This window comes from Acidaminobacter sp., assembly GCF_030247605.1.
In the GTDB taxonomy this organism is placed as follows: Bacteria; Bacillota; Clostridia; order Peptostreptococcales; family Acidaminobacteraceae; genus Acidaminobacter.
The window spans coordinates 1-19435 of record NZ_JAOTSB010000032.1; the positions used below are offsets into that span (position 1 = coordinate 1).

21 protein-coding genes and 1 rRNA gene are annotated in these 19435 nt (G+C 47.2%); 2 read left to right on the forward strand and 20 right to left on the reverse strand.

From position 1 onward, the window contains the following. The 5 genes from OEL90_RS12450 to OEL90_RS12470 form a co-directional block, all read right to left on the reverse strand. Positions 1-406 (reverse strand): 16S ribosomal RNA (locus OEL90_RS12450); the annotation flags it as partial. 514 nt (positions 407-920) lie between these two features. Next, positions 921-1790: a dihydroorotate dehydrogenase gene (locus OEL90_RS12455; RefSeq protein ID WP_300689002.1), complete on the reverse strand. Its 870-nt coding sequence runs from the start codon at positions 1788-1790 to the stop codon at positions 921-923. After that, positions 1777-2565: a dihydroorotate dehydrogenase electron transfer subunit gene (locus tag OEL90_RS12460; protein WP_291404386.1), complete on the reverse strand. Its 789-nt coding sequence runs from the start codon at positions 2563-2565 to the stop codon at positions 1777-1779. The genes OEL90_RS12455 and OEL90_RS12460 overlap by 14 nt, the downstream gene beginning before the upstream one ends. Positions 2566-2568: 3 nt before the next feature. Continuing rightward, on the reverse strand, positions 2569-3498 hold the full coding sequence (gene pyrF, locus OEL90_RS12465; RefSeq protein WP_291404388.1) for an orotidine-5'-phosphate decarboxylase: 930 nt from the start codon (positions 3496-3498) through the stop codon (positions 2569-2571). Beyond that, entirely contained in the window at positions 3488-4756 is a 1269-nt protein-coding gene (locus OEL90_RS12470; RefSeq protein ID WP_291404390.1) for a dihydroorotase, read from the reverse strand. The genes pyrF and OEL90_RS12470 overlap by 11 nt, the downstream gene beginning before the upstream one ends. A gap of 446 nt (positions 4757-5202) precedes the next feature. On the opposite strand from OEL90_RS12470, the gene pyrB reads away from it, so the two are divergent. Together pyrB and OEL90_RS12480 are read left to right on the forward strand one after the other, a co-directional pair. Next, positions 5203-6138, forward strand: coding sequence for an aspartate carbamoyltransferase (pyrB, locus tag OEL90_RS12475; RefSeq protein WP_291404392.1), 936 nt, complete (start codon positions 5203-5205; stop codon positions 6136-6138). Continuing rightward, positions 6125-6556, forward strand: coding sequence for an aspartate carbamoyltransferase regulatory subunit (locus OEL90_RS12480; protein ID WP_291404394.1), 432 nt, complete (start codon positions 6125-6127; stop codon positions 6554-6556). The genes pyrB and OEL90_RS12480 overlap by 14 nt, the downstream gene beginning before the upstream one ends. Positions 6557-6688: 132 nt before the next feature. Here the strand turns inward: OEL90_RS12480 and OEL90_RS12485 are convergent, their stop codons facing one another. The 15 genes from OEL90_RS12485 to OEL90_RS12555 form a co-directional block, all read right to left on the reverse strand. Further along, entirely contained in the window at positions 6689-8104 is a 1416-nt protein-coding gene (locus tag OEL90_RS12485; RefSeq protein WP_291404396.1) for a sodium-dependent transporter, read from the reverse strand. Positions 8105-8611: 507 nt separating this feature from the next. Then, entirely contained in the window at positions 8612-10252 is a 1641-nt protein-coding gene (locus tag OEL90_RS12490; RefSeq protein WP_300689011.1) for an NAD(P)/FAD-dependent oxidoreductase, read from the reverse strand. A 6-nt stretch (positions 10253-10258) separates the two neighbouring features. Beyond that, the gene (locus OEL90_RS12495) at positions 10259-10777 is read right to left on the reverse strand and encodes an ECF transporter S component (protein WP_300689013.1); all 519 of its coding nucleotides are present in this window, start codon (positions 10775-10777) and stop codon (positions 10259-10261) included. A gap of 74 nt (positions 10778-10851) precedes the next feature. Then, entirely contained in the window at positions 10852-11277 is a 426-nt protein-coding gene (gene ndk / locus OEL90_RS12500) for a nucleoside-diphosphate kinase (RefSeq protein ID WP_300689015.1), read from the reverse strand. A 41-nt stretch (positions 11278-11318) separates the two neighbouring features. After that, positions 11319-11759 carry a DUF1893 domain-containing protein gene (locus OEL90_RS12505; RefSeq protein ID WP_291404404.1) on the reverse strand — a complete coding sequence of 147 codons (441 nt, stop codon included), beginning with the start codon at positions 11757-11759 and terminating at the stop codon, positions 11319-11321. Positions 11760-11783: 24 nt separating this feature from the next. Then, positions 11784-13193, reverse strand: a complete 1410-nt coding sequence (amrA, locus tag OEL90_RS12510; RefSeq protein WP_300689018.1) for an AmmeMemoRadiSam system protein A — start codon at positions 13191-13193, stop codon at positions 11784-11786. Between the two features lie 5 nt (positions 13194-13198). Beyond that, on the reverse strand, positions 13199-13522 hold the full coding sequence (locus tag OEL90_RS12515; RefSeq protein WP_291404408.1) for a MazG-like family protein: 324 nt from the start codon (positions 13520-13522) through the stop codon (positions 13199-13201). A 159-nt stretch (positions 13523-13681) separates the two neighbouring features. Continuing rightward, a complete protein-coding gene (gene rpsI, locus OEL90_RS12520) occupies positions 13682-14074 on the reverse strand; it encodes a 30S ribosomal protein S9 (protein WP_291404410.1) in 393 nt (130 codons plus the stop codon). Between the two features lie 18 nt (positions 14075-14092). Continuing rightward, positions 14093-14521, reverse strand: coding sequence for a 50S ribosomal protein L13 (gene rplM / locus OEL90_RS12525; RefSeq protein ID WP_291404412.1), 429 nt, complete (start codon positions 14519-14521; stop codon positions 14093-14095). 203 nt (positions 14522-14724) lie between these two features. Continuing rightward, complete coding sequence (gene truA, locus OEL90_RS12530) at positions 14725-15477, reverse strand: tRNA pseudouridine(38-40) synthase TruA (RefSeq protein ID WP_291404414.1); 753 nt, start codon at positions 15475-15477, stop codon at positions 14725-14727. Further along, positions 15474-16277, reverse strand: coding sequence for an energy-coupling factor transporter transmembrane component T family protein (locus tag OEL90_RS12535; RefSeq protein ID WP_300689024.1), 804 nt, complete (start codon positions 16275-16277; stop codon positions 15474-15476). The genes truA and OEL90_RS12535 overlap by 4 nt, the downstream gene beginning before the upstream one ends. Beyond that, the gene (locus OEL90_RS12540) at positions 16267-17133 is read right to left on the reverse strand and encodes an energy-coupling factor transporter ATPase (protein ID WP_291404417.1); all 867 of its coding nucleotides are present in this window, start codon (positions 17131-17133) and stop codon (positions 16267-16269) included. Before OEL90_RS12540 ends, OEL90_RS12535 begins: the two co-directional genes overlap by 11 nt. Further along, on the reverse strand, positions 17118-17942 hold the full coding sequence (locus OEL90_RS12545; protein WP_300689027.1) for an energy-coupling factor transporter ATPase: 825 nt from the start codon (positions 17940-17942) through the stop codon (positions 17118-17120). The genes OEL90_RS12540 and OEL90_RS12545 overlap by 16 nt, the downstream gene beginning before the upstream one ends. A 152-nt stretch (positions 17943-18094) precedes the next feature. Beyond that, entirely contained in the window at positions 18095-18436 is a 342-nt protein-coding gene (rplQ, locus tag OEL90_RS12550; RefSeq protein WP_291405339.1) for a 50S ribosomal protein L17, read from the reverse strand. A 21-nt stretch (positions 18437-18457) separates the two neighbouring features. Further along, positions 18458-19408 carry a DNA-directed RNA polymerase subunit alpha gene (locus OEL90_RS12555; RefSeq protein WP_300689033.1) on the reverse strand — a complete coding sequence of 317 codons (951 nt, stop codon included), beginning with the start codon at positions 19406-19408 and terminating at the stop codon, positions 18458-18460. Positions 19409-19435: the final 27 nt, after the last annotated feature.

Genomic DNA, 19435 nt, shown 5'->3' on the forward strand with positions numbered 1-19435 from the left:
CATCAGGCTTGCGCCCATTGTGCAATATTCCCCACTGCTGCCTCCCGTAGGAGTCTGGACCGTGTCTCAGTTCCAGTGTGGCCGTTCACCCTCTCAGGTCGGCTACTGATCGTCGCCTTGGTGAGCCATTACCTCACCAACTAGCTAATCAGACGCGAGCCCATCCTGTACCGTTGGAACTTTGCCCATTGGATCATGCGATCCTTTGGGTTTATGGGGTATTAATCACCGTTTCCAGTGGCTATCCCCCTGTACAGGGCAGGTTGCTCACGCGTTACTCACCCGTCCGCCGCTTTCATAGTCTTCCCTTTGACCGAAGTCTCCAGTCCAACTAATCGCGCTCGACTTGCATGTGTTAGGCACGCCGCCAGCGTTCATCCTGAGCCAGGATCAAACTCTTAATCATAATCCTTAAACTGCAGTTGTAACACTGACTTCCGTTATTTCCATAATCAGAAATCACTTCGCCGGTTCCAAGCAGAACCGACTTTTTATTTCAGAATTTTGGGTTGTACACTGTTTAGTTTTCAAGGATCGAATGTGTCGCTTTTAATGAAGTTTTTCAACCCGGCATCTCAAGGGACTGTTACAGTTTAACACTGTGGTTTCAAGTCGTCAAGAGTTTTTTTAAATTCTTTTGGATCTTTTCAAATCCGTTTTTTACCAAGTTTTTTTGAAGCGTTGCGATAAACGTTCAACGTTCAGCGACTTGATTAGTTTAGCATCTCAGCAGACGTTCGTCAACTAGGTTTTTCAAAATAAACGAATCTTTTTTCTGGTCATTTTTCCTTCTTTAAAGGCACTATTGAAGTTCGAAAATTCAATGGTACTTTTTCAAAAAGTCCGTTTAAAACCCTCTGCTAAAATATCGAAGTTTTTAGCAGAGGGTTGAATATGAGTGACTTCAAAGTACGTTGGGACTAAATGTCCATCGGCAAATATTTCTTTAATCCTTCGAGTACTTCAGGCGCGCACATTGGGTTCACGAGATTCCCTGTGCCTACAGCGACAGCCGCAGCGCCAGCCAGCATATATTCGAAGGCATCCTCTGCGGTCATGATCCCACCCATGCCAATAATTGGAATACTCACAACTGAAGCCGCTTCGTAAACCATACGCACGCCGATCGGCTTGACTGCCGGACCTGACAGACCCCCAATTCGGTTGGCAATGATTGGACGGCGCGTCTTGAGATCAAAAGCCATGCCGGTAATGGTGTTAATCATGGACAGACAGTTTGCACCGGAGACTTCTGCAGCTTTAGCAATAGTCCGAATGTCGGTCACATTCGGGCTCAGCTTGACAATCATATGCTTCGAGGTGACATTGCGCACTGCCGCAGTCACTTTTGAAGCCATGAGGGGATCTGTGCCAAAAGCCATACCGCCACTCTTGACATTCGGACAGGAAATGTTGACCTCTATGGAGTCGACATCTTCCTGTTCAAGTATTTTCGCCATCTCTACATACTCCTCCAAGGTGTTGCCATTGATATTCGCAATAATTTTCGTGTCAAATTTTCGCAGGAACGGGATTTCGTCGCGAATGAACGCTTCAACACCCGGGTTTTGAAGACCGACGCTATTGATCATGCCCATTGGGGTTTCAGCCAGCCGCGGCACGGGATTGCCTTCTCTTGGTTTGAGGGTGAGACCTTTTACCGAAATTGCGCCGAGAAGTCCCAAATCATAAAAGTCGGCGAATTCCCTGCCAAATCCAAAAGTGCCTGATGCCACCGTAACGGGATTCTTGAGGATCAGGCCGTTTAAATCCACATTATTCATTTGCATTGAATACGACCTCCTCGGCTTTGAATACAGGACCTTCGATACAGGTTCTCAGCATATGGACTTCGCCGTCCTGCTCAATGGGTTTTGCGCAGGTCAAGCATGCGCCTATGCCGCATGCCATGCGCTCTTCCGTGAGGAGGTGTCCCTTCTGTCCCCTCGACTTCAGCGAGAGCTGAACCATATGGAGCATGGCATCTGGGCCGCAGCTGTAAACATGGCGCTGCGTTACACCGGATTCCTGGTTCATCCAGTACTCGACGACATTGCCGTGATAAAAACCTTCTACAGGTTCCATGGTGGCGATGAAAAGACCATCGGCCACAGCTTTGAAGGCCTCTATGAGATAGGGCTCATTCAGATATCCAAGGTAAACATTAACTTTAGTGCCTGCGGCTGACAAGGCCTCTGCAAGAGCCAACAGCGGCGCGGTGCCTATGCCCCCGCCCAGGAGCGTCGCTGCCGATGGTGTCTGCGCCAAATCAAAGCCATTGCCGAGAGGGCCCACGGCAGAGACCCATTCACCAGGCTTGGCAGCGCAGAGGAGTTCAGTGCCTTTTCCTACTTTTCGAATAACAAAAGTCATGGTTTGATCATCCCAGGTGGACAGGCTGATGGGACGCTTAAGAAGCGGAAGTTCCCTCGACTTCAAAGCTAAATTGAAAAATTGACCCGGCTTGAGGTCCCCGAAATCCGGATGGCGTTCAAGTACCAGCGCAAAGATGCCCTGGGCAATTTCATCCGTTGAAACAATTTTCAAATCGCGAATAGACTTCATGCACTATGCCTCCCAATACGTCTTGCCGGCCCGCTCCAGGGCTGCATTCAAATCATCTCTGGATTGTTGTGCAGCCTCTGCTATTTGAGCGCCATAGTTGGCCTCTTCATTAAAGGCATAAATGACCCCTCTTGAGGAATTGACAACTGCACCTAAGCCGCGCTCGTCAAAGCCGTTCGTAGCGTCGTCCGCGCTGCCGCCTTGAGCGCCATATCCAGGGATCAGGAAAAAGCTGCCTTCCAATGAGGACCTGAGCAGGCTGAGTTCTTCGGGATGAGTCGCGCCAACCACGGCACCGAGCGGTGTATATCCATACTCGCCCTTAATCGCATACGGGCTGTCCTTCAGCATGTCTCCCACGACATCAAAGACAAAGCGTTCTCCCACCTTTTGGTTCTGCAGCTGGCTTGAGGTCTTATTCGAGGTCTTTACCAGGAGGAACGTCATGCCATCTTCTTTAGCAGCCCACTGGCTGAAGGCATGGTTGGAATCATCGCCGAGATAGGGATTGATCGTAACGGCGTCAGATTCAAATGCGCGTCTCTTCTCGCCAAGGATATTCGTGTATCCCAAATGCGCTTGGGCATAAGCCTCTGAGGTTGTTCCAATATCGCCGCGCTTTATATCCGCGATCACATAAAGATCAAGCTTCTTTGCGTACTCGATTGTCTTTCTGTACGCCTCGAGCCCCGGCACCCCAAGCGCTTCATAAAAAGCAACCTGCGGCTTGACCACGGCAGTATACGGCGCCACAGCATCCAGCACGACTGTGTTGAATTTATAGACCGCTTCCGCCGCGGCTTCAAGGGTCTTCCCTTGCATTTCAATTTCCTGCTTTAGAACATTGGGCAATTTATCTACAACCGGATCGAGTCCAACACAAAGGACACTTTTCTTTTCCATGATTTTCTTAATTAAACGATCAGCCGACATTCTCTTCACCACTCCTGTATAGTATTTGATCCCCCAGAATCAGGCACTTCACCGCACCGGTCAATTCATGTCCAATGTAAGGACAGTTCTTTCCTTTTGAAACTATGTCTCCCTCTTGAACGGTCAGTTTCTCATCCAAATTGACGAAAACAAGATCCGCAGGTCTCTGATTTTCAATGACGTTTTCCTCTCTGCCAATCAAAGTCCTGGGCGCAAAGCTCATCAGCTTCACCAGCGTTCTCAGGCTAATGCCGTTGGCCCTGAGAGCCGTATGCGCTGCCGAAAAGGAATATTCCAGACTGCTGAAGCCATAACTTCCCACCCCATAAGGGCAATGCTTACTCTCTATTTCATGAGGCGCGTGATCAGACGCGATCATATCTACAGTGCCGTCCTTAATCCCTTCGATCAGAGCTGCTATGTGACGGGCGTTGCGCAGCGGCGGATTAACTTTATAGAAAGCCGTTGAGAAACTGACCCGGTCTGAGTCGAGGAGCAGGTGATGCGGCGCGACTTCAGAAGTCACCTTAATCCCCTCTGCCTTTGCACTTCTGACGAGTTCAATGCTTTCCCTTGTGCTGAGATGCGCCAGATGCAGCCTCGTATTCGTCTCTGCCGCCAGCTGGATATCGCGTTTAACCATGTTCCACTCGCCTTCCGGCGGGTATGGGCCATCCTTATATTGAGCAGTCAGATCATGGTCCTCACAATGGGTGACCACCAGCCCTCCTGCCTGTTCTACCCTAATTAGAGCTTCTTTAAACCGTTCAGGCGACTGGACTTCTCGGCCATCCTCTGAGAAGAGCTTGATGTTCCTGGCAGCCATCCCCTCCACATCGACAACTGTATCGCCCTTTTGTTCCAGGGTCACCGCCGAAAACTGCAGGAACTCTACAGGTGACAGTTTTTTTGCTTTTGCCATCAGCGCCTCAATGCGTTCGCAGGAGTCCAGAGGCGGTTTCGTGTTCGGCATAGCTGCGACCAATGTGAACCCGCCTTTGGCAGCTGCCATTAAACCGGTTTCCAGCGTTTCTTTCACTTCGAAGCCCGGTTCTCTGAAATGCACATGCAGGTCAGCAAAAGCAGGAATTCCAATCCACCCGTTCGCATCGATCACTTCATCCGCTTCCGACATCAGCTTTTCGCATTCGTTTATGCCGATGGTCTTCAGCACGCCATCCTCAATCAACAGCGGCCCCTTGTCCCAATCCAGATTGGCACCTCTCAAATAAGTCGCATTCACGATCAAACGTTTCATCCTCTTACCTCCTAAATCAAAAAACCCCTTGCAGCTGTCTGCAAGGGGAAGGATACCGGCACCCGCGCCGGATCATTCTCATCAGTTCGACCTTACAGGCATCTCGTACCTGGTTAAAGGTGCTCTAATTTAATAACTCTATACAAAATATCATACCCCAAAATCGATGTCAATCTGAATCTTAACAACGGTAAATATTTATGTTTTTCGCTGTATGGAATTACATGGTCAAATCTTCCTCAAAACGTTTGACACTTCAAATAAAATTATGATAGTATTAGGCGAATTCAATACAGCCTTTAACTCAGTCCGAGAGATTGGGAAGGCGCAACGTCGCTTCAGGTGCTCACGCACCAAAGTATGATGCCATTGTGGCCTTTTTCCTCTGGGAAAAAGGTCTTTTATTTTGTCCACTGCCCAACCCCTGACCATAAGGAGGCGCTCTAATGTCACAAGTCCGACACCTGATCGAACCTGAAGATTTTACACTGGAAGAATTGATGCAACTCGTCGACACCGGACTCTCGATTTATGAGAACCCATCACAATACAGAAAAGTTTGTGATGGAAAAATTATGGCTTCACTCTTCTTTGAGCCAAGCACCCGCACCAAGCTGAGCTTTGATTCCGCCATGATGCGCCTCGGCGGCCAGGTCCTTGGCTTCAGCGACGCCAGTACCAGTTCCACAGCCAAAGGCGAATCCCTCGCGGACACCATCAAGGTCGTCAATGATTATTCTGATTTGATTGTCATGCGCCATCCAAAAGAGGGCGCACCTAAACTAGCGACACATTTTGCTACCATTCCCGTCATCAACGGCGGCGATGGAGGCCACCAGCATCCTACCCAAACTTTGACGGACCTCATCACCATCAAGCGGTTCAAGGGTCGGCTTGACAACATGAAGATTGGATTCTGCGGCGACCTTAAGTTTGGCAGAACAGTGCACAGTCTTATCAGAACCCTGGCTAGATTTGGAAACAAGGAATTCTACCTGATCTCGCCGGATGAACTGACACTGCCTGTCTCCCTCAAGCGACAACTGGAGAAGCAAGGCGTCAAACTGATCGAAGTGCGCTATCTCGAAGACGTTGTCGAAGAGCTGGACATGCTCTACATGACACGAATTCAAAAAGAACGTTTCTTTAACGAAGAAGACTATGTCAGACTCAAAAATACTTATATTCTTAACCGTGACAAAATAAGGTCTGCAAAGGAAGATTTAATCATTCTGCACCCGCTTCCGAGAGTCAATGAAATCGCCATAGATGTGGATACGGATCCGAGAGCCGCTTATTTTGAACAGTCGAAAATGGGCGTTTATGTCAGAATGGCACTAATCTGCAAATTGCTGGAGGTGGGTCCTTATGCTAGAGGTTAAAGGTATACAAAATGGCATCGTCATCGATCACATCAAAGCAGGCAACGGACTTAAGATTTTCAACAAGCTCCTTTCCGAGCATATTGACACACCGGTCGTGCTGCTTATGAATGTAGACAGCAAAGCTCTCGGTAAAAAGGACATCATCAAGATTGCGGATGTATTTGATATTGATCTGGATATCCTGGGCCTGATCGACCACAACATTACCGTCAATATTGTCAGGGATTCAAAAATCACGGACAAGCGAAAAGCCAACATCCCCGAAGAAGTTACCGGCCTCTTCAACTGCATCAATCCGCGTTGCATCACGAATTCGGATGCCTACGCAGTTCCAAAGTTCAAACTATATGAGATGAACGGCTCGGCGGAATATATTTGCAGTTACTGTGAGGAAATTACGAAGTATCGTTTGTAAAATTGAAGGAAGACATGATTGTAGAAATGAGCAGGAGACGGCCGACGCTGTTTCCTGCTTTTTACTTTTTGCACCACCTAAAAAAACCTTTCCGGAGAACCGGAAAGGTTTTTTGAATTAAAGCTTATTAGATTAAAGTTTTTTGGAGACGAGCGCCAATACAGCAATGACTGCAAGACCAAAGATCATGAGGCCTTTCTGAGAAATGGACATGATCCCCGTTACAGCGATTACAGCAATGACGACAGGAATGACATATTTGATCAATCCGTGCCATACTTCAAACAGCGCAAAACTGACTGTGCCGCCATTAGTGAGCTCTTGTCTCAAAACTTCCTTGTCTACAAACCAACCAGTGAAAACTGCAAGGAGCAGGCCGCCGATAGCGAGGAAGATCTTGTCTGTCAAAATGTCGAAGAAGTCAAACGCGCCGACACCAAGGAAGGTAACGCCTGACATGACACCCAGAGATAGAGACGCCATAATGCACATTGCGACCATGATAGCCGAGGAAATATAAACGGCTTTCTTTCTAGTCCAGCTTCTTTCATCCATCAGGTAAGCAACGACGACCTCCAGCAGGGAAACGGAAGACGTGAGCGCTGCGACTACCAAGGCGACGAAGAAGAAAGCGGAAAGGATTGGACCCAAAGCGCCCATTTGAGCAAAAATGGAAGGAACGACGACGAAAACGAGGCCAGGACCTGCAGCTGGTTCAAATCCAAATGCGAACATTGCAGGGAACATTGCCAGACCTGCAAGAAGCGCTGCAGAGGTATCCATCACGGTTACGATGGCTGCGTTCTGTGCGAGGTTCTCCGACTTGTTCAGATAACTTCCGTAGGTAATCATACAGCCCATACCAAGGGAAAGCGAGAAGAACGCCTGTCCCAGAGCTGCCAGGAAAGTCTGGCCGGTTACAACTGAGAAATCCGGTTTAAAGAGGAATTCAACACCCTTGCTTGCACCTTCGAGGGTTAAACCACGAGCCGCGATCAAAAGCAAAATGACGAACAGCATAGGCATGAGAATCTTGCCCGCTGTTTCAATACCTTTTGCGACACCGCGTGATACGATAAAAATGTTCATGGCAAGGAAGAGTGCCATCCAGATCAACGGCTCAACCGGATTGCCAATAAAGGCGCCAAAGGAATCACCTATGGCCTCCGGTGCAGCAAGCAACCCTGTAAAAGATTTGACGACATAAGCCAATGCCCAGCCACCAACGACTGGATAGAAGCCCATGATCAAAAATCCGCTTAGTACACCAATGACGCCTGCAAAGGTCCAGTTCCTGCTCTTGGATTTGTACGCACCTACTGCAGCTTTCCCAGAGTTTCTGCCGACTGTAAACTCGGCGATCATGACACTGAGACAAATGACGAAAACGAAGAAAAGATAAATTAAGATAAATGCACTACCACCGTTCATACCAGTCAGATACGGAAAACGCCAAATGTTTCCGAGACCGACTGCGGATCCTGCCGCTGCCATGATAAAGCCGAACCGCGAACCCCAGTTTTCTCTTTTTTGTCCTGTTTGATCCACTAACTACGCCTCCTTTTTGAATGAGAATAAAAATTATGATGCATCTATGATTCAACCGCATATTTAGTGATGATTTATGCGGTGAAACATCATGGAGAGCCAAAAGGACAATCATGGGAAAAATTCCCAAAATATTAAATGCGTACAAACAACGTCCTAACGAAGATTTATACGCATTATCAAATTTCAAAGCAGTCGACTTCCCGCCAGCCATTCTGAGGTGCTCAATATTACGAAACCGTAATACAAGTGTTTATAATCATAACATGATTAGCATCAGTCTACAACTAGGTTTTTTGCGTTTCCCTCTGATTATAACGTACATCAAAAGGTTGAAAATGAAGGAAACACATTTGCCTTGTTGAATTTTTTTAATATTCACAATTATTTTAGCATACTAGTCTTATCATTTCAATTATATTGCCAATATTCTGTCTGCTAAACAAAAAAGTGGGTTTCTTAAGCGGTTTCCATTGTATTCTTTAAACAATTTATTTAATATCCGATTCAATCCCACGACGCCTGCAGCTCAGGACGACCACGCGTCAAAATATGCTCTGCCACGCGAATTCCATCAATTGCAGAGGAGGTGATCCCGCCTGCGTAGCCCGCGCCTTCACCGCAAGGATACAGACCCGGGTGTGAAATGGATTCGAAGGTGTTTTCATCTCGCAGAATACGTACAGGAGACGAGCTGCGGGTTTCAAATGCGGTGAGAATCCCGTCACCATCGGCAAAAGCCTTCATCTTTTGACCCATCTGCGTCAGGCCATCCTGAAGCGCTTCCAGCAGGAACGGCGGCATGGCTGTTCTGAAGTCCGCTTTGACCGGATGCGGTCGATAAGTCGGTTTAATCTTTCCGGTTTCATCTGACGCGTTAAACGGCCTGTGTCCCAAAAATTCACCCACCGTCATATACGGGGCGCCGTAAGTTCTGCCTCCGAGTTCATACGCTGCAGCTTCCAAGGCGCGCTGAAATTCGATTCCAGAGAGCAAGTGCTTCGAGTTAAAATCCTCTGGCGTCACAGAGACCAGCAAAGCGCTGTTGGCATTTTCCATATCCCTTGCCCGTCTGCTCATGCCATTGGTGACTACACCCCCCGGCTCTGACGAAGCCGCGACAACTTCGCCGCCCGGGCACATGCAAAAGGTATAAACACCACGTCCTCCGGAGGTCGTCGCTGTCAGCTTGTATTCCGATGCGCCGTAGCGCTTCTCTAAAGCCTCAAGATGCTCACTATACTGCTGCAGGTTAATCTCTGACTGTTGGTGCTCAATGCGGACACCAACAGCAAACGGCTTCTGGCGCAGCTCGACCCCCTGCCCATGGAGCATTGCAAAGGTGTCTCTGGCGCTGTGTCCAACGGCGAGGACGACCACGTCCGACTTCATTTTCATACCGTTTGACAACTCAAGCTCAAAAAGTCCATCAGGCAACCGTTTTATCAAACAAACTTTTGTGTCAAACAAAAATTGACCGCCCTGTGCCTCGATTCTGAGCCGCATGGCTTTTACCACATGTCTGAGGACATCTGTGCCAATGTGGGGTTTTTGCCTGTAACGTATGTCTTCAGGCGCTCCGAGCTCCGCAAGCAGATCCAGAACCTGCTGACCTCTCGGATCCTTGCTGCGCGAAGTCAGTTTTCCATCCGAAAAGGTACCCGCGCCACCTTCTCCAAATTGAACATTGGATTCCGGATTGAGGACGCCGGTTGACCAAAATGTTTCAATGTCTTCTACGCGCTTCTCCACACGACTTCCACGTTCAATGATAACCGGGGTATAACCATGACGGCTGAGGCGTTCTGCCGCAAACATCCCGGCAGGTCCAAACCCAATTACAACCGGTGGAAATTGAAGCACATTTCCCTTTGGTCCGGACTCGGTTGAATGAGTTTGATTTGCTGCCTCCAAACGCTCGGCATCTTTCCCAAGTTTCTTGAGCAGCTTAGGCTCGCGGTCTCCGGCGAATAGATCTATACTGTAGACCACTCTTGCAGGCTGACCCTTTCTCAAATCGAGGGATTCCCGGGCTATGCGCCAGGAAAGGGGCTCACTCGCCCCCATTCCCAACCTCTTTCTCAACTGAATTTCAATCTCCCTGTCACTATGCTCAATTTCCATTTTGATCTGATGAATTCGCAGCATGCCGCCTTACCCTCTTCTGAGTTGAAGCGATGAAGATAATGCCTTAATGAGTACAGGCACCACCAGAAGCTGCAGCGCCATGCCCGGAAGACCTGTCAAAATTGCGCCTTTCATGTACATCACCGGATTTAATTGAACAGCGAAAACCGATGTGGTCACTACTGCAGCAAGACCAAGTACAACGCGACCGACCAGCATGGAGACGACAAGCGCAGCATATACATTAATCCGTCGCTTGTTGATCAGCCATGACATGGTCCAGCCATATGCAGCGAGTTCAAAAGCCATGAGAAAGGCTATTGGGAAAAGTGGCGGCATCCCAGTGGCAATGGCACTCGTGAGCGGCGTGAGCGCACCCGCGATTAAGGCAATCCAAGGATTAACGAAAACTGCACCTGCTAGAATTGGCAAATGCATTGGCAGGAAAATCGATCCGCTGACAGATGTGAGATGAAAAACTGTCGGTACCAGAAGTCCCAGCGCTATGATCAACGCTCCGCGGATCAATGATTTAGTTTCGTTCATTATAAAGTCCTCCAATTACTATTTTTTGGGGTCATTATTACATAAATCAATTCCAAAATCTTAACAACCGCTTTTTATTCCTCTTCAGCCGCCTCGTCTTTCCCGAACCAGAGCGCCAGCTCTTCCCTGGCTTCCTCAAGACTTGAAGATCCATGGACGGCATTGAGCTGGACGCTGTCTCCATAGAGGTACCTGATTGTGCACACTCGGGCTTTGGCCGGATCTGTAGCCCCATTGATTTCTCGGACTACCTCGACGGCATTTTCTCCAGTCAGCTTCATGACAAAAACCCGGTCAGAAGTCATAAAGCGCACCAGAGAGGCGTAAAAACTCTTGTCTTTATGCGCTTCGTAGTGCTTCTCAACCAGTTCCTCCTCAGGTACACACATATAGGCTTCCTCGAGAACCAAACCGTGGGCTTCGTAAAGCGACAATATTGCACCAATCTTTTGTTTCTTGACTGCATCCGGTTTTATAATAACCAAGGTTGATTCTTTCATACATAACACCTCACATCTTATGAATGATGTCTCGCACGATCTTAAATTGCTCCGATACGCGTCAGAAACTGACGAATTTCCTCCATCATAGCCTCAAACCAATGCGATTCCTCAGACCTGGTATTTAAGGCTATGGTCTCGACCGGGCAGAATCCGGTGCCTTCCCTGTTCTGGATATGGTCTGCCAAAGCAGCGTACTGCACCTCAATACCCACTGAATCCAGATAAGCTTTGGCCGGCTCACTCATCACAAGCGTCCACACTTTTGTAATGCCAAGCTCTGCCGCAATTCTGGCAGCCCCAAGGCCTATAACTCTGTCGATCAGCAGCGCCCCTCCCGCAAAACGGATGCCCTTTGTGTAAATCAAATACAAAGGTTTAATGCCCCGTTCTCTGGAGGAATGCGCTATTTCACCCTCTGCATGGATCATCATGCTGAGGGCCTGATCCTTTAATGCCTGAACACCTTCGTCAAATGTCATTTTCAAATCTCCTGTCACTTAGCTTTATACGTGCCGCTCAACTGTAAATCTATGAATCCGATACGTCTCATGTTCTTTAATGCCAGCTTTGTTTAATGCAATTCTAACTTGATCCTCAACCGTATCAACACCCTCAAGGTCAGGCAAGAGAAGCCCCCGTCTGAAATCAGATTCCACAATGACACCATAGATCTTCGGATCGAGCGCTTTAAAGCCCGGTACCAGCTCACCTTTCGAAAGGACATCCACAGAAATAGTGAGGTGCTCCAGCTCCCAAGGCTCAATTTCCGGAAACCTCGGATCCTCAGTCGCTGCCTGGATAGCGTTGTGAATAATCTCGTCCGCCAAGGAGCGTTGTGTGCCGATGGTCGTCCCTATACAACCCCGCAGCCCCCCGGAGCTCTTGATCGAGACAAATACGCCTTTGGATGGCCCCTCAAGCTCCGGCTCCTTAAGTTCCTCGGGAAGACTGACTCGCTTTTGCTCTCGAATATAGTCTTCAATTGCCAGTCTGGCCAGCCTCACGAAATTATCTTCTCTGTTGCGTCTTGTAAGCCTTCTGCTTAAAACACCTTGTACGACTTCATCAAACCGCTTGGCATTATCTGCGGGTTTCGGATCCGTCAGCGCAACAACGCCATAACCCACGCCAAACGGGCCTTCATAGGACAATACTTTTGAAGTGATCTCAAGACCATCAAGGGCCCCAATCATAATGTCCAGGGACTTTTTACCGCATTCGCCGGCACCCTCGCAAAGGGCTTCGTCTGCTGTGACAACTTTAACCAGGTCGTTGTTTTCAAAGGCATCAACGATCCACTCGTCAAACTTCGGGCCGCGGGCATCAAAACGATAAGGTCCCGAATCTTTGAGCTTATGGGATAAATCACCACTCGCAATTATGACCGCGCGAAAGCCCAAATCATCTATGCAAGCCGAAAGCAATTGACCAAACCTGTACAATTCATCCGTTGACAACAAGCCATAGGTGATTTCTACCAGTTCGTAGTTTGAATAATGGGGTTCTATAAAGGAAAGAGGGACAAGGACACCATGATCCAAATCACTGGATACGTCAAATCTTCGCGCTAGCGCGTGATCAAATATGACCGCCGGCAGATTGTTGTCTGCTGCCAGATCCGCAAGCGCTTTGATAAGTGGCATTGCATTATTCTTTTTCATGTGGATTTCTGGTGCTCCAAAAGCACTTAAATTGCCCTCAAGACAACTTTCTCCGCGAATAGCGACAGCATCACTGAAAAGCGGTCCATGAGGTGAAATTACGACGATTACCTCAGGCTCAAGCCGGGCGATCTGTCGTCCGACCTCGTCCATTGACCTGGCCGTTGCGGCAACGACCTTTGACTGTTCGTGTCCAACTGCCGGTATCACGACAGGCGGATGCGGCATTAAATAACCAGCGAGTATCGTCATCTCGATCACTCCTTCGATCCTTTTAGATAACCTTTTCTCATAAGCTTTTCAATGTGCTCAGATACTTTTTCGTCAATATCAATCTGATAGGTCTCCTCAAGCACAAACATCATTGAAACAGCAACTTGAGCAACATCCAACAACTCGAGGCTGATCCTTTCCACAACTTCCTTGGGTGCCATATCAACAGTCTCACCATTTAGGCCTCTAAATTTGCCAATTAATTGCGCTAACTCTCCGGCCTCCTCCATAAGCTTCAGACACGTGGATTCGAGACCGGGCTGAAGATTATTCAGTTTTGGGAGACTGATCTGTTTGTATTCATTCATGATTTTGCACCCTTTCAGACGGCTTTTAATTATTATAGCACAAAATGGCGTCTAGTAATTTCATGTGATCCTGAAATGAAGAAAAGGGCAGCCACTGGATTCACTTTCTATATTTACGAAAAAAGACACCCCAAAATGAGGTGTCCTTGATTGAGCAAATTATCGCTTGGAGAACTGTGGTGCTCTTCTCGCAGCTTTGAGTCCGTATTTTTTTCTTTCCTTCATGCGGGAGTCACGCGTGAGGAAACCCTCTTTTTTAAGAATGGCACGATACTCGTCATCTACTTTAAGAAGGGCTCTGGAAACACCGTGGCGAACCGCGCCAGCCTGACCAGTAAAACCGCCGCCTTCAACAATTACAAAGACGTCGAATTTGCCAAGCGTGTTGGTGAGAACCAGAGGACGCTTAATCTCATTGCGAAGTGTTTCAAAGTTGAAGTAATCTTCAACTGTACGACCATTGATCTTGAATTCACCATTGCCCGGTACGAGGCGTACGCGCGCAGTGGAGCTTTTTCGTCTTCCTGTGCCTTGATACTGCATAGTCATCATGAATTCCCTCCTTCGTGGTTATACTTCGAGCGCTTCAGGCTTCTGTGCTTCGTGGTTGTGCTGATCACCGCTGTATACTTTCAGCTTCTTCAGCATCTCTCTTCCAAGGGTGTTCTTTGGAAGCATACCTTTGATGGCATGTGTGACAACCGTTTCAGGCTTCTTCGCCATCATTTCGCGATAGGTGCGCTCTCTCAGGTGGCCCGTGTAGCCAGTGTGCCATCTGAATTTCTTCTGATCAAGTTTTTTGCCTGTCAGAACCACTTTCTCAGCGTTGATGATGATCACATAATCACCGCAGTCGACGTGAGGGGTGTAGATTGGCTTATGTTTGCCTCTAAGGATTGTAGCAACTTCAGTGGAAAGTCTGCCGAGGGTCTTTCCTTCAGCATTGATGACATACCATTTTCTCTCTATTTCATTGGGTTTAGCAACGAAAGATTTCATGAGTTCCCTCCTAACATTAATATTTCACCGTTTTTTATTTAATAAAAAAACCCGGGGCAGGATTTTTTTAGTTCGCCTCAAAATGAGCCAAACTTATTTTATAATAGCAAGCACACAGAGTCAACTACTTTTTGTTAGTTTGCTATTTAAAATCCAATATAAATTGTATGAATTTGTTCATACAGAGCGATCATAGCCGCTTTTTAATAAATGACCTCAGTTAAGTACAAGCCTTGCGGCGGTGCTGTCCATGGTGCCTTGGTGCGTTCCCTGGCATCCAGAAGCCTTCCGGCGTCTGATGGTTCGAGACTTCCTTTTCCAATCAAAACCAAAACCGCTGTCATGATCCTAACCATATTATACAAAAACCCATTCCCTCTGAAAGTTAAAGTCACCAGTGTACCCTCTTTGTGAAACTCAATGTCTTCAATGCGTCGAACAGTTGTCTTCGCTGAGCTCCCCTGGGATCTGAAGGTGGCAAAGTCATGCTCACCAATCCAATAAGCCGCTGCTTCTTTCATTTTGTCCAGATCCAGTGGCTCAGGCACATGCCAGACCAAATAGGATTTTAATGGATCTTTATTGATAGAGTTGTCAATTTTATATTGATAGATTTTGCCTCGTGCAGAATATCTCGGATGGAAGTCCGGCTCCGCATCTTCTGCACATAGAATCAGGATGTCATCCGGCAGATGATAATTTAGAACATAGCATAGTCTTGTCGTCGGGAAAGCAGAATGATGCACAAAAGACGCCACTTGGGCAAGTGCATGCACGCCTGCATCTGTACGGCCTGACGCAGTTAAATCGATTTTTTCGCTCAATAAATTGCTGAGCAATTTCTCAATGGTCTCCTGAATCGATTTGAATCGCTTCTGACGCTGCCAACCTTGATATTGAGTGCCTTGATAGGCTATGGTCAATTTGACGCGGCGCGGGGCTTTTCTGAGCTTCAAGCGGTCCACATCCTGACTGCAATCAGGCCGCCCCAGTACAGTATAAAGACGAATACCCCAATCAAATCCAAATGTGTAAACTGGAGCACCTTCATTCTCGTTCTATTCTCGCCGCCCCTATAGCATCTGGCTTCCATTGCCATAGCAAGTTCATCCGCTCTTCTAAAAGCGCTTATGAAAAGCGGGACAAGCAAAGGTATAAGGCTTTTTGCACGCTTGATCAGATTGCCGCTTTCAAAATCAGCGCCTCTCGCCATCTGCGCCTTCATGATTTTATCCGTCTCTTCCAGCAATGTTGGAATAAAACGAAGTGCAATTGTCATCATCATTGCTAATTCATGTGCCGGAAGTCCCAGCTTTTTAAAAGGATTCAGAAGCCTCTCCAGTCCATCCGTCAACTCAATGGGAGAGGTTGTCAAAGTCAGCATGGAGGTTCCAATGATCAGGAGAATTAAGCGGCTGGCCATAAAAAAGGCTTGTCTGACACCTTCATTCGTAATTTTGATGATCCCAAAACGAAAGAGTTCCGTGCCAGGGGTCAGGAAGACATTTATGCCAAACGCGAAGATGATAATCATCAAAACCGGCTTAAGACCTCTAAGCAAGTATTTATAGGGTATCTTGGAGACCGCTATGGTCAGTGCCAGAAAAGCCAGCACAACGCCATAGCCTATAAAGGAGTTGATAAAAAAGAGCGACACTATATAAAGCATTGAAGCTACCAACTTAAATCTTGGATCCATCCGATGCACAGGTGATGATAGTGGTAAATACTGGCCAACGGTGATATCACGAAGCATGGCTTTTCCTCCTTAGAAGTTCAAGCAGACGCGTCGCTGCATTCTCAACCGTATAGAGTGTCGGATCGATATCTATACCTTTTGCCGCCAGCGCCTTGGCTACATATGTCACCTGCGGCGCTGCCAATCCAATAGCCTCCAGTTGCTCAACATGACTAAAGACCTCTGCGGGATCGCCAGCCAGGACCAGACTCCCTTCGTCCATGACAAAGATCTTTCTGACGTATCTTGCAATATCCTCCATGCTGTGGGAAACCAGAATCACTGTAATTCCCTGTTTTGCATGAAGCGCCAGAATTTGCTCAAGGATTTCATCTCTACCCTTTGGATCCAGTCCGGCAGTGGGTTCATCCAAAATCAGGACCTCGGGTTTCATGGCAATGACGCCGGCAATTGCAACGCGTCTTTTTTGTCCGCCGCTGAGTTCAAAAGGAGATTTTCCACGAATTTCTTCGTAATCAAGACCCACCATTTCCAGCGATTCTTTGACACGTCGATTGACTTCTTCAGGCTCAATGCCCAAATTGTTCGGACCAAACGCCACATCCTTCTCAACTGTCTCTTCAAACAGTTGATACTCTGGATATTGAAAGACCAGGCCAACCTTTTTTCTAATTTCGTTTAGTTTAGCCTTTGAAGAGGTTATGTCAAACCCGTTGATTAAAATCTTGCCAGATGTAGGTTTCAATAACCCGTTCATATGCTGAATTAAAGTGGACTTGCCCGATCCGGTGTGACCAATCAAACCGACAAAATCCCCTTTTTCAATCTGGAGAGAAACACTGTTCAGCGCATTCGTCTCAAAGGGACTTCCAATATCATATATGTGGTTAAGTTTCTCTATAATAATGGACATAACTCTTCCACCAACTCTTCTACAGTAATGATATCATCTGGAATGTCCACACCTTGTTCCCTCAACTGATGCGCTAAAAGTGTGACTTGAGGGACGTCCAAGCCCATGCCTTGGAGCTGCTCAACTTTTGAAAACACTGTTTTGGGGGTGCCTTCAAGGAGCTTTGCCCCATCTTCCATGACGATGACGCGATCACAATGGACAGCTTCATCCATAAAATGTGTGATGTGGACAATGGTGATACCTTCTTCTTTGTTCAAACGCCTGATGGTTTCCATAACTTCTTTACGGCCTGAGGGATCCAGCATGGCTGTTGGTTCATCCAAAATAATGCATTTTGGCTTCATTGCCAGTATCCCGGCTATGGCTATGCGTTGCTTTTGACCGCCAGACAATAAATGCGGCGGTTTGCGTCTGTGTTCGTACATACCGACACTATTCAAAGCCTCATCAACACGGATTCGTATTTCCGGCGGTGAAATTCCTAAATTTTCAGGTCCAAACGCTACATCTTCTTCAACCACTGTTGCGACAATTTGATTGTCAGGGTTTTGGAAAACCATACCTGCCGTTTTTCGAATTTCCCAGATCTGATCATAATTGCTGGTGTCCATCCCATCAATTAAAATGATGCCTTCTGTGGGATGCATAATACCGTTGCAAAGTTTGGCGAATGTCGACTTCCCTGAACCATTATGGCCTATTATGACGACAAATTCACCACTGGCAATATCAATATTCAATTCTTTGAGCGCGGGGGTGACTTCTGCTTCATTATAAAAATAAGTAACGCTCTTCGCTTGAATCATGCTATTCCCTCTTCCATCTGACTTTGCCACTCTATTATACACCTCAAAAAAGCGCCTTACAAATGATCTTTTAGATCATGTGCTACGCCGGTTTCCAACAAATAAAAAAGATAAAGGGACTAAGCTATAGTCCTTAGTCCCTCTTAACGATCTTATACCAACTCGATTAAGACCATTGGCGCTGCGTCGCCTCGTCTAGGTCCAAGCTTATAAATTCTGGTATAGCCGCCGCTCTTGTCAGCGTACTTAGGCGCAATTTCTTCGAAAAGCGTCTTTACAACAGCTTCTTCAGTAATGAAGGCCATTGCCTGACGTCTTGCGTGAAGGTCGCCGCGCTTGCCGAGCGAGATCATCTTTTCAGCGATCTTGCGAGCTTCCTTGGCTCTCGTTTCAGTGGTCTCGATACGGCCGTTCTTGATCAGGCTTGTAACCAGATTGCGAAGCATCAGGTTACGGTGCGCTGTTGGACGCCCGAGTTTACGATAACCCGCCATGGATTCCCCTCCTTTTTCTTCCTATTCTTCTTCAGATTTCAGGCCAAGCCCAAGCTCTTCGAGCTTTTGCTTGACTTCTTCAAGTGATTTTTTACCGAGGTTTCTGACTTTCATCATGTCGTCTTCCGTTTTCTCGGTCAATTCCTCAACGGTATTGATACCGGCGCGCTTCAAACAATTGTATGAACGCACGGAGAGGTCGAGTTCCTCGATCGTCATTTCAAGGACTTTTTCTTTCTTGTCTTCTTCTTTTTCCACCATGATTTCAACACCGTTGGTGCTGTCAGTCATTTCGATGAAAAGCTTCAGATGTTCTGCCATGATTTTAGCTCCGATTGACGTCGCTTCATCCGGCTTAATTGTACCATCCGTCCAGACTTCCATGACAAGCTTGTCATAGTCCGCAACTTGCCCTACACGTGTATTGTCAACACTGAAGTTCACCTTTTTTACAGGCGTAAAAATGGAATCCACAGGAATTATGCCAATGGACATACCTGGATCCTTGTTAAGATCTGCGGATACATAGCCGCGGCCTTTTGCAAGGGCAATTTCCATGTTCAGAGTTGAGTGATCGTCGAGGGTCGCGATATGAAGATCTGTATTCAGGATTTCGACATCTGAATCACAAATGATATCGCCTGAAGTGATCGGACCAGCCTCAGTCGCTTCGATTCTTAAAATCTTGACTTCGTCATCCGAATGAATTTTGGCAGCAAGGTTTTTCAGGTTGAGAATAATGTCTACGACATCTTCTTTTACGCCCTGAATCGTGGAAAATTCGTGAAGTACATTATCGATTTTTATCCACTTTACCGCTGTACCTGGAAGAGAAGACAATAAAATGCGTCTTAAACTATTCCCGAGTGTAATGCCATACCCGCGCTCAAGAGGCTCGACAACAAATTTGCCATAAGTTGCCGTTTCGTTCATTTCAACACACTCGATACTCGGCTTTTCAATCTCTATCACTGCACAAACCCTCCTTCATTTATAGGA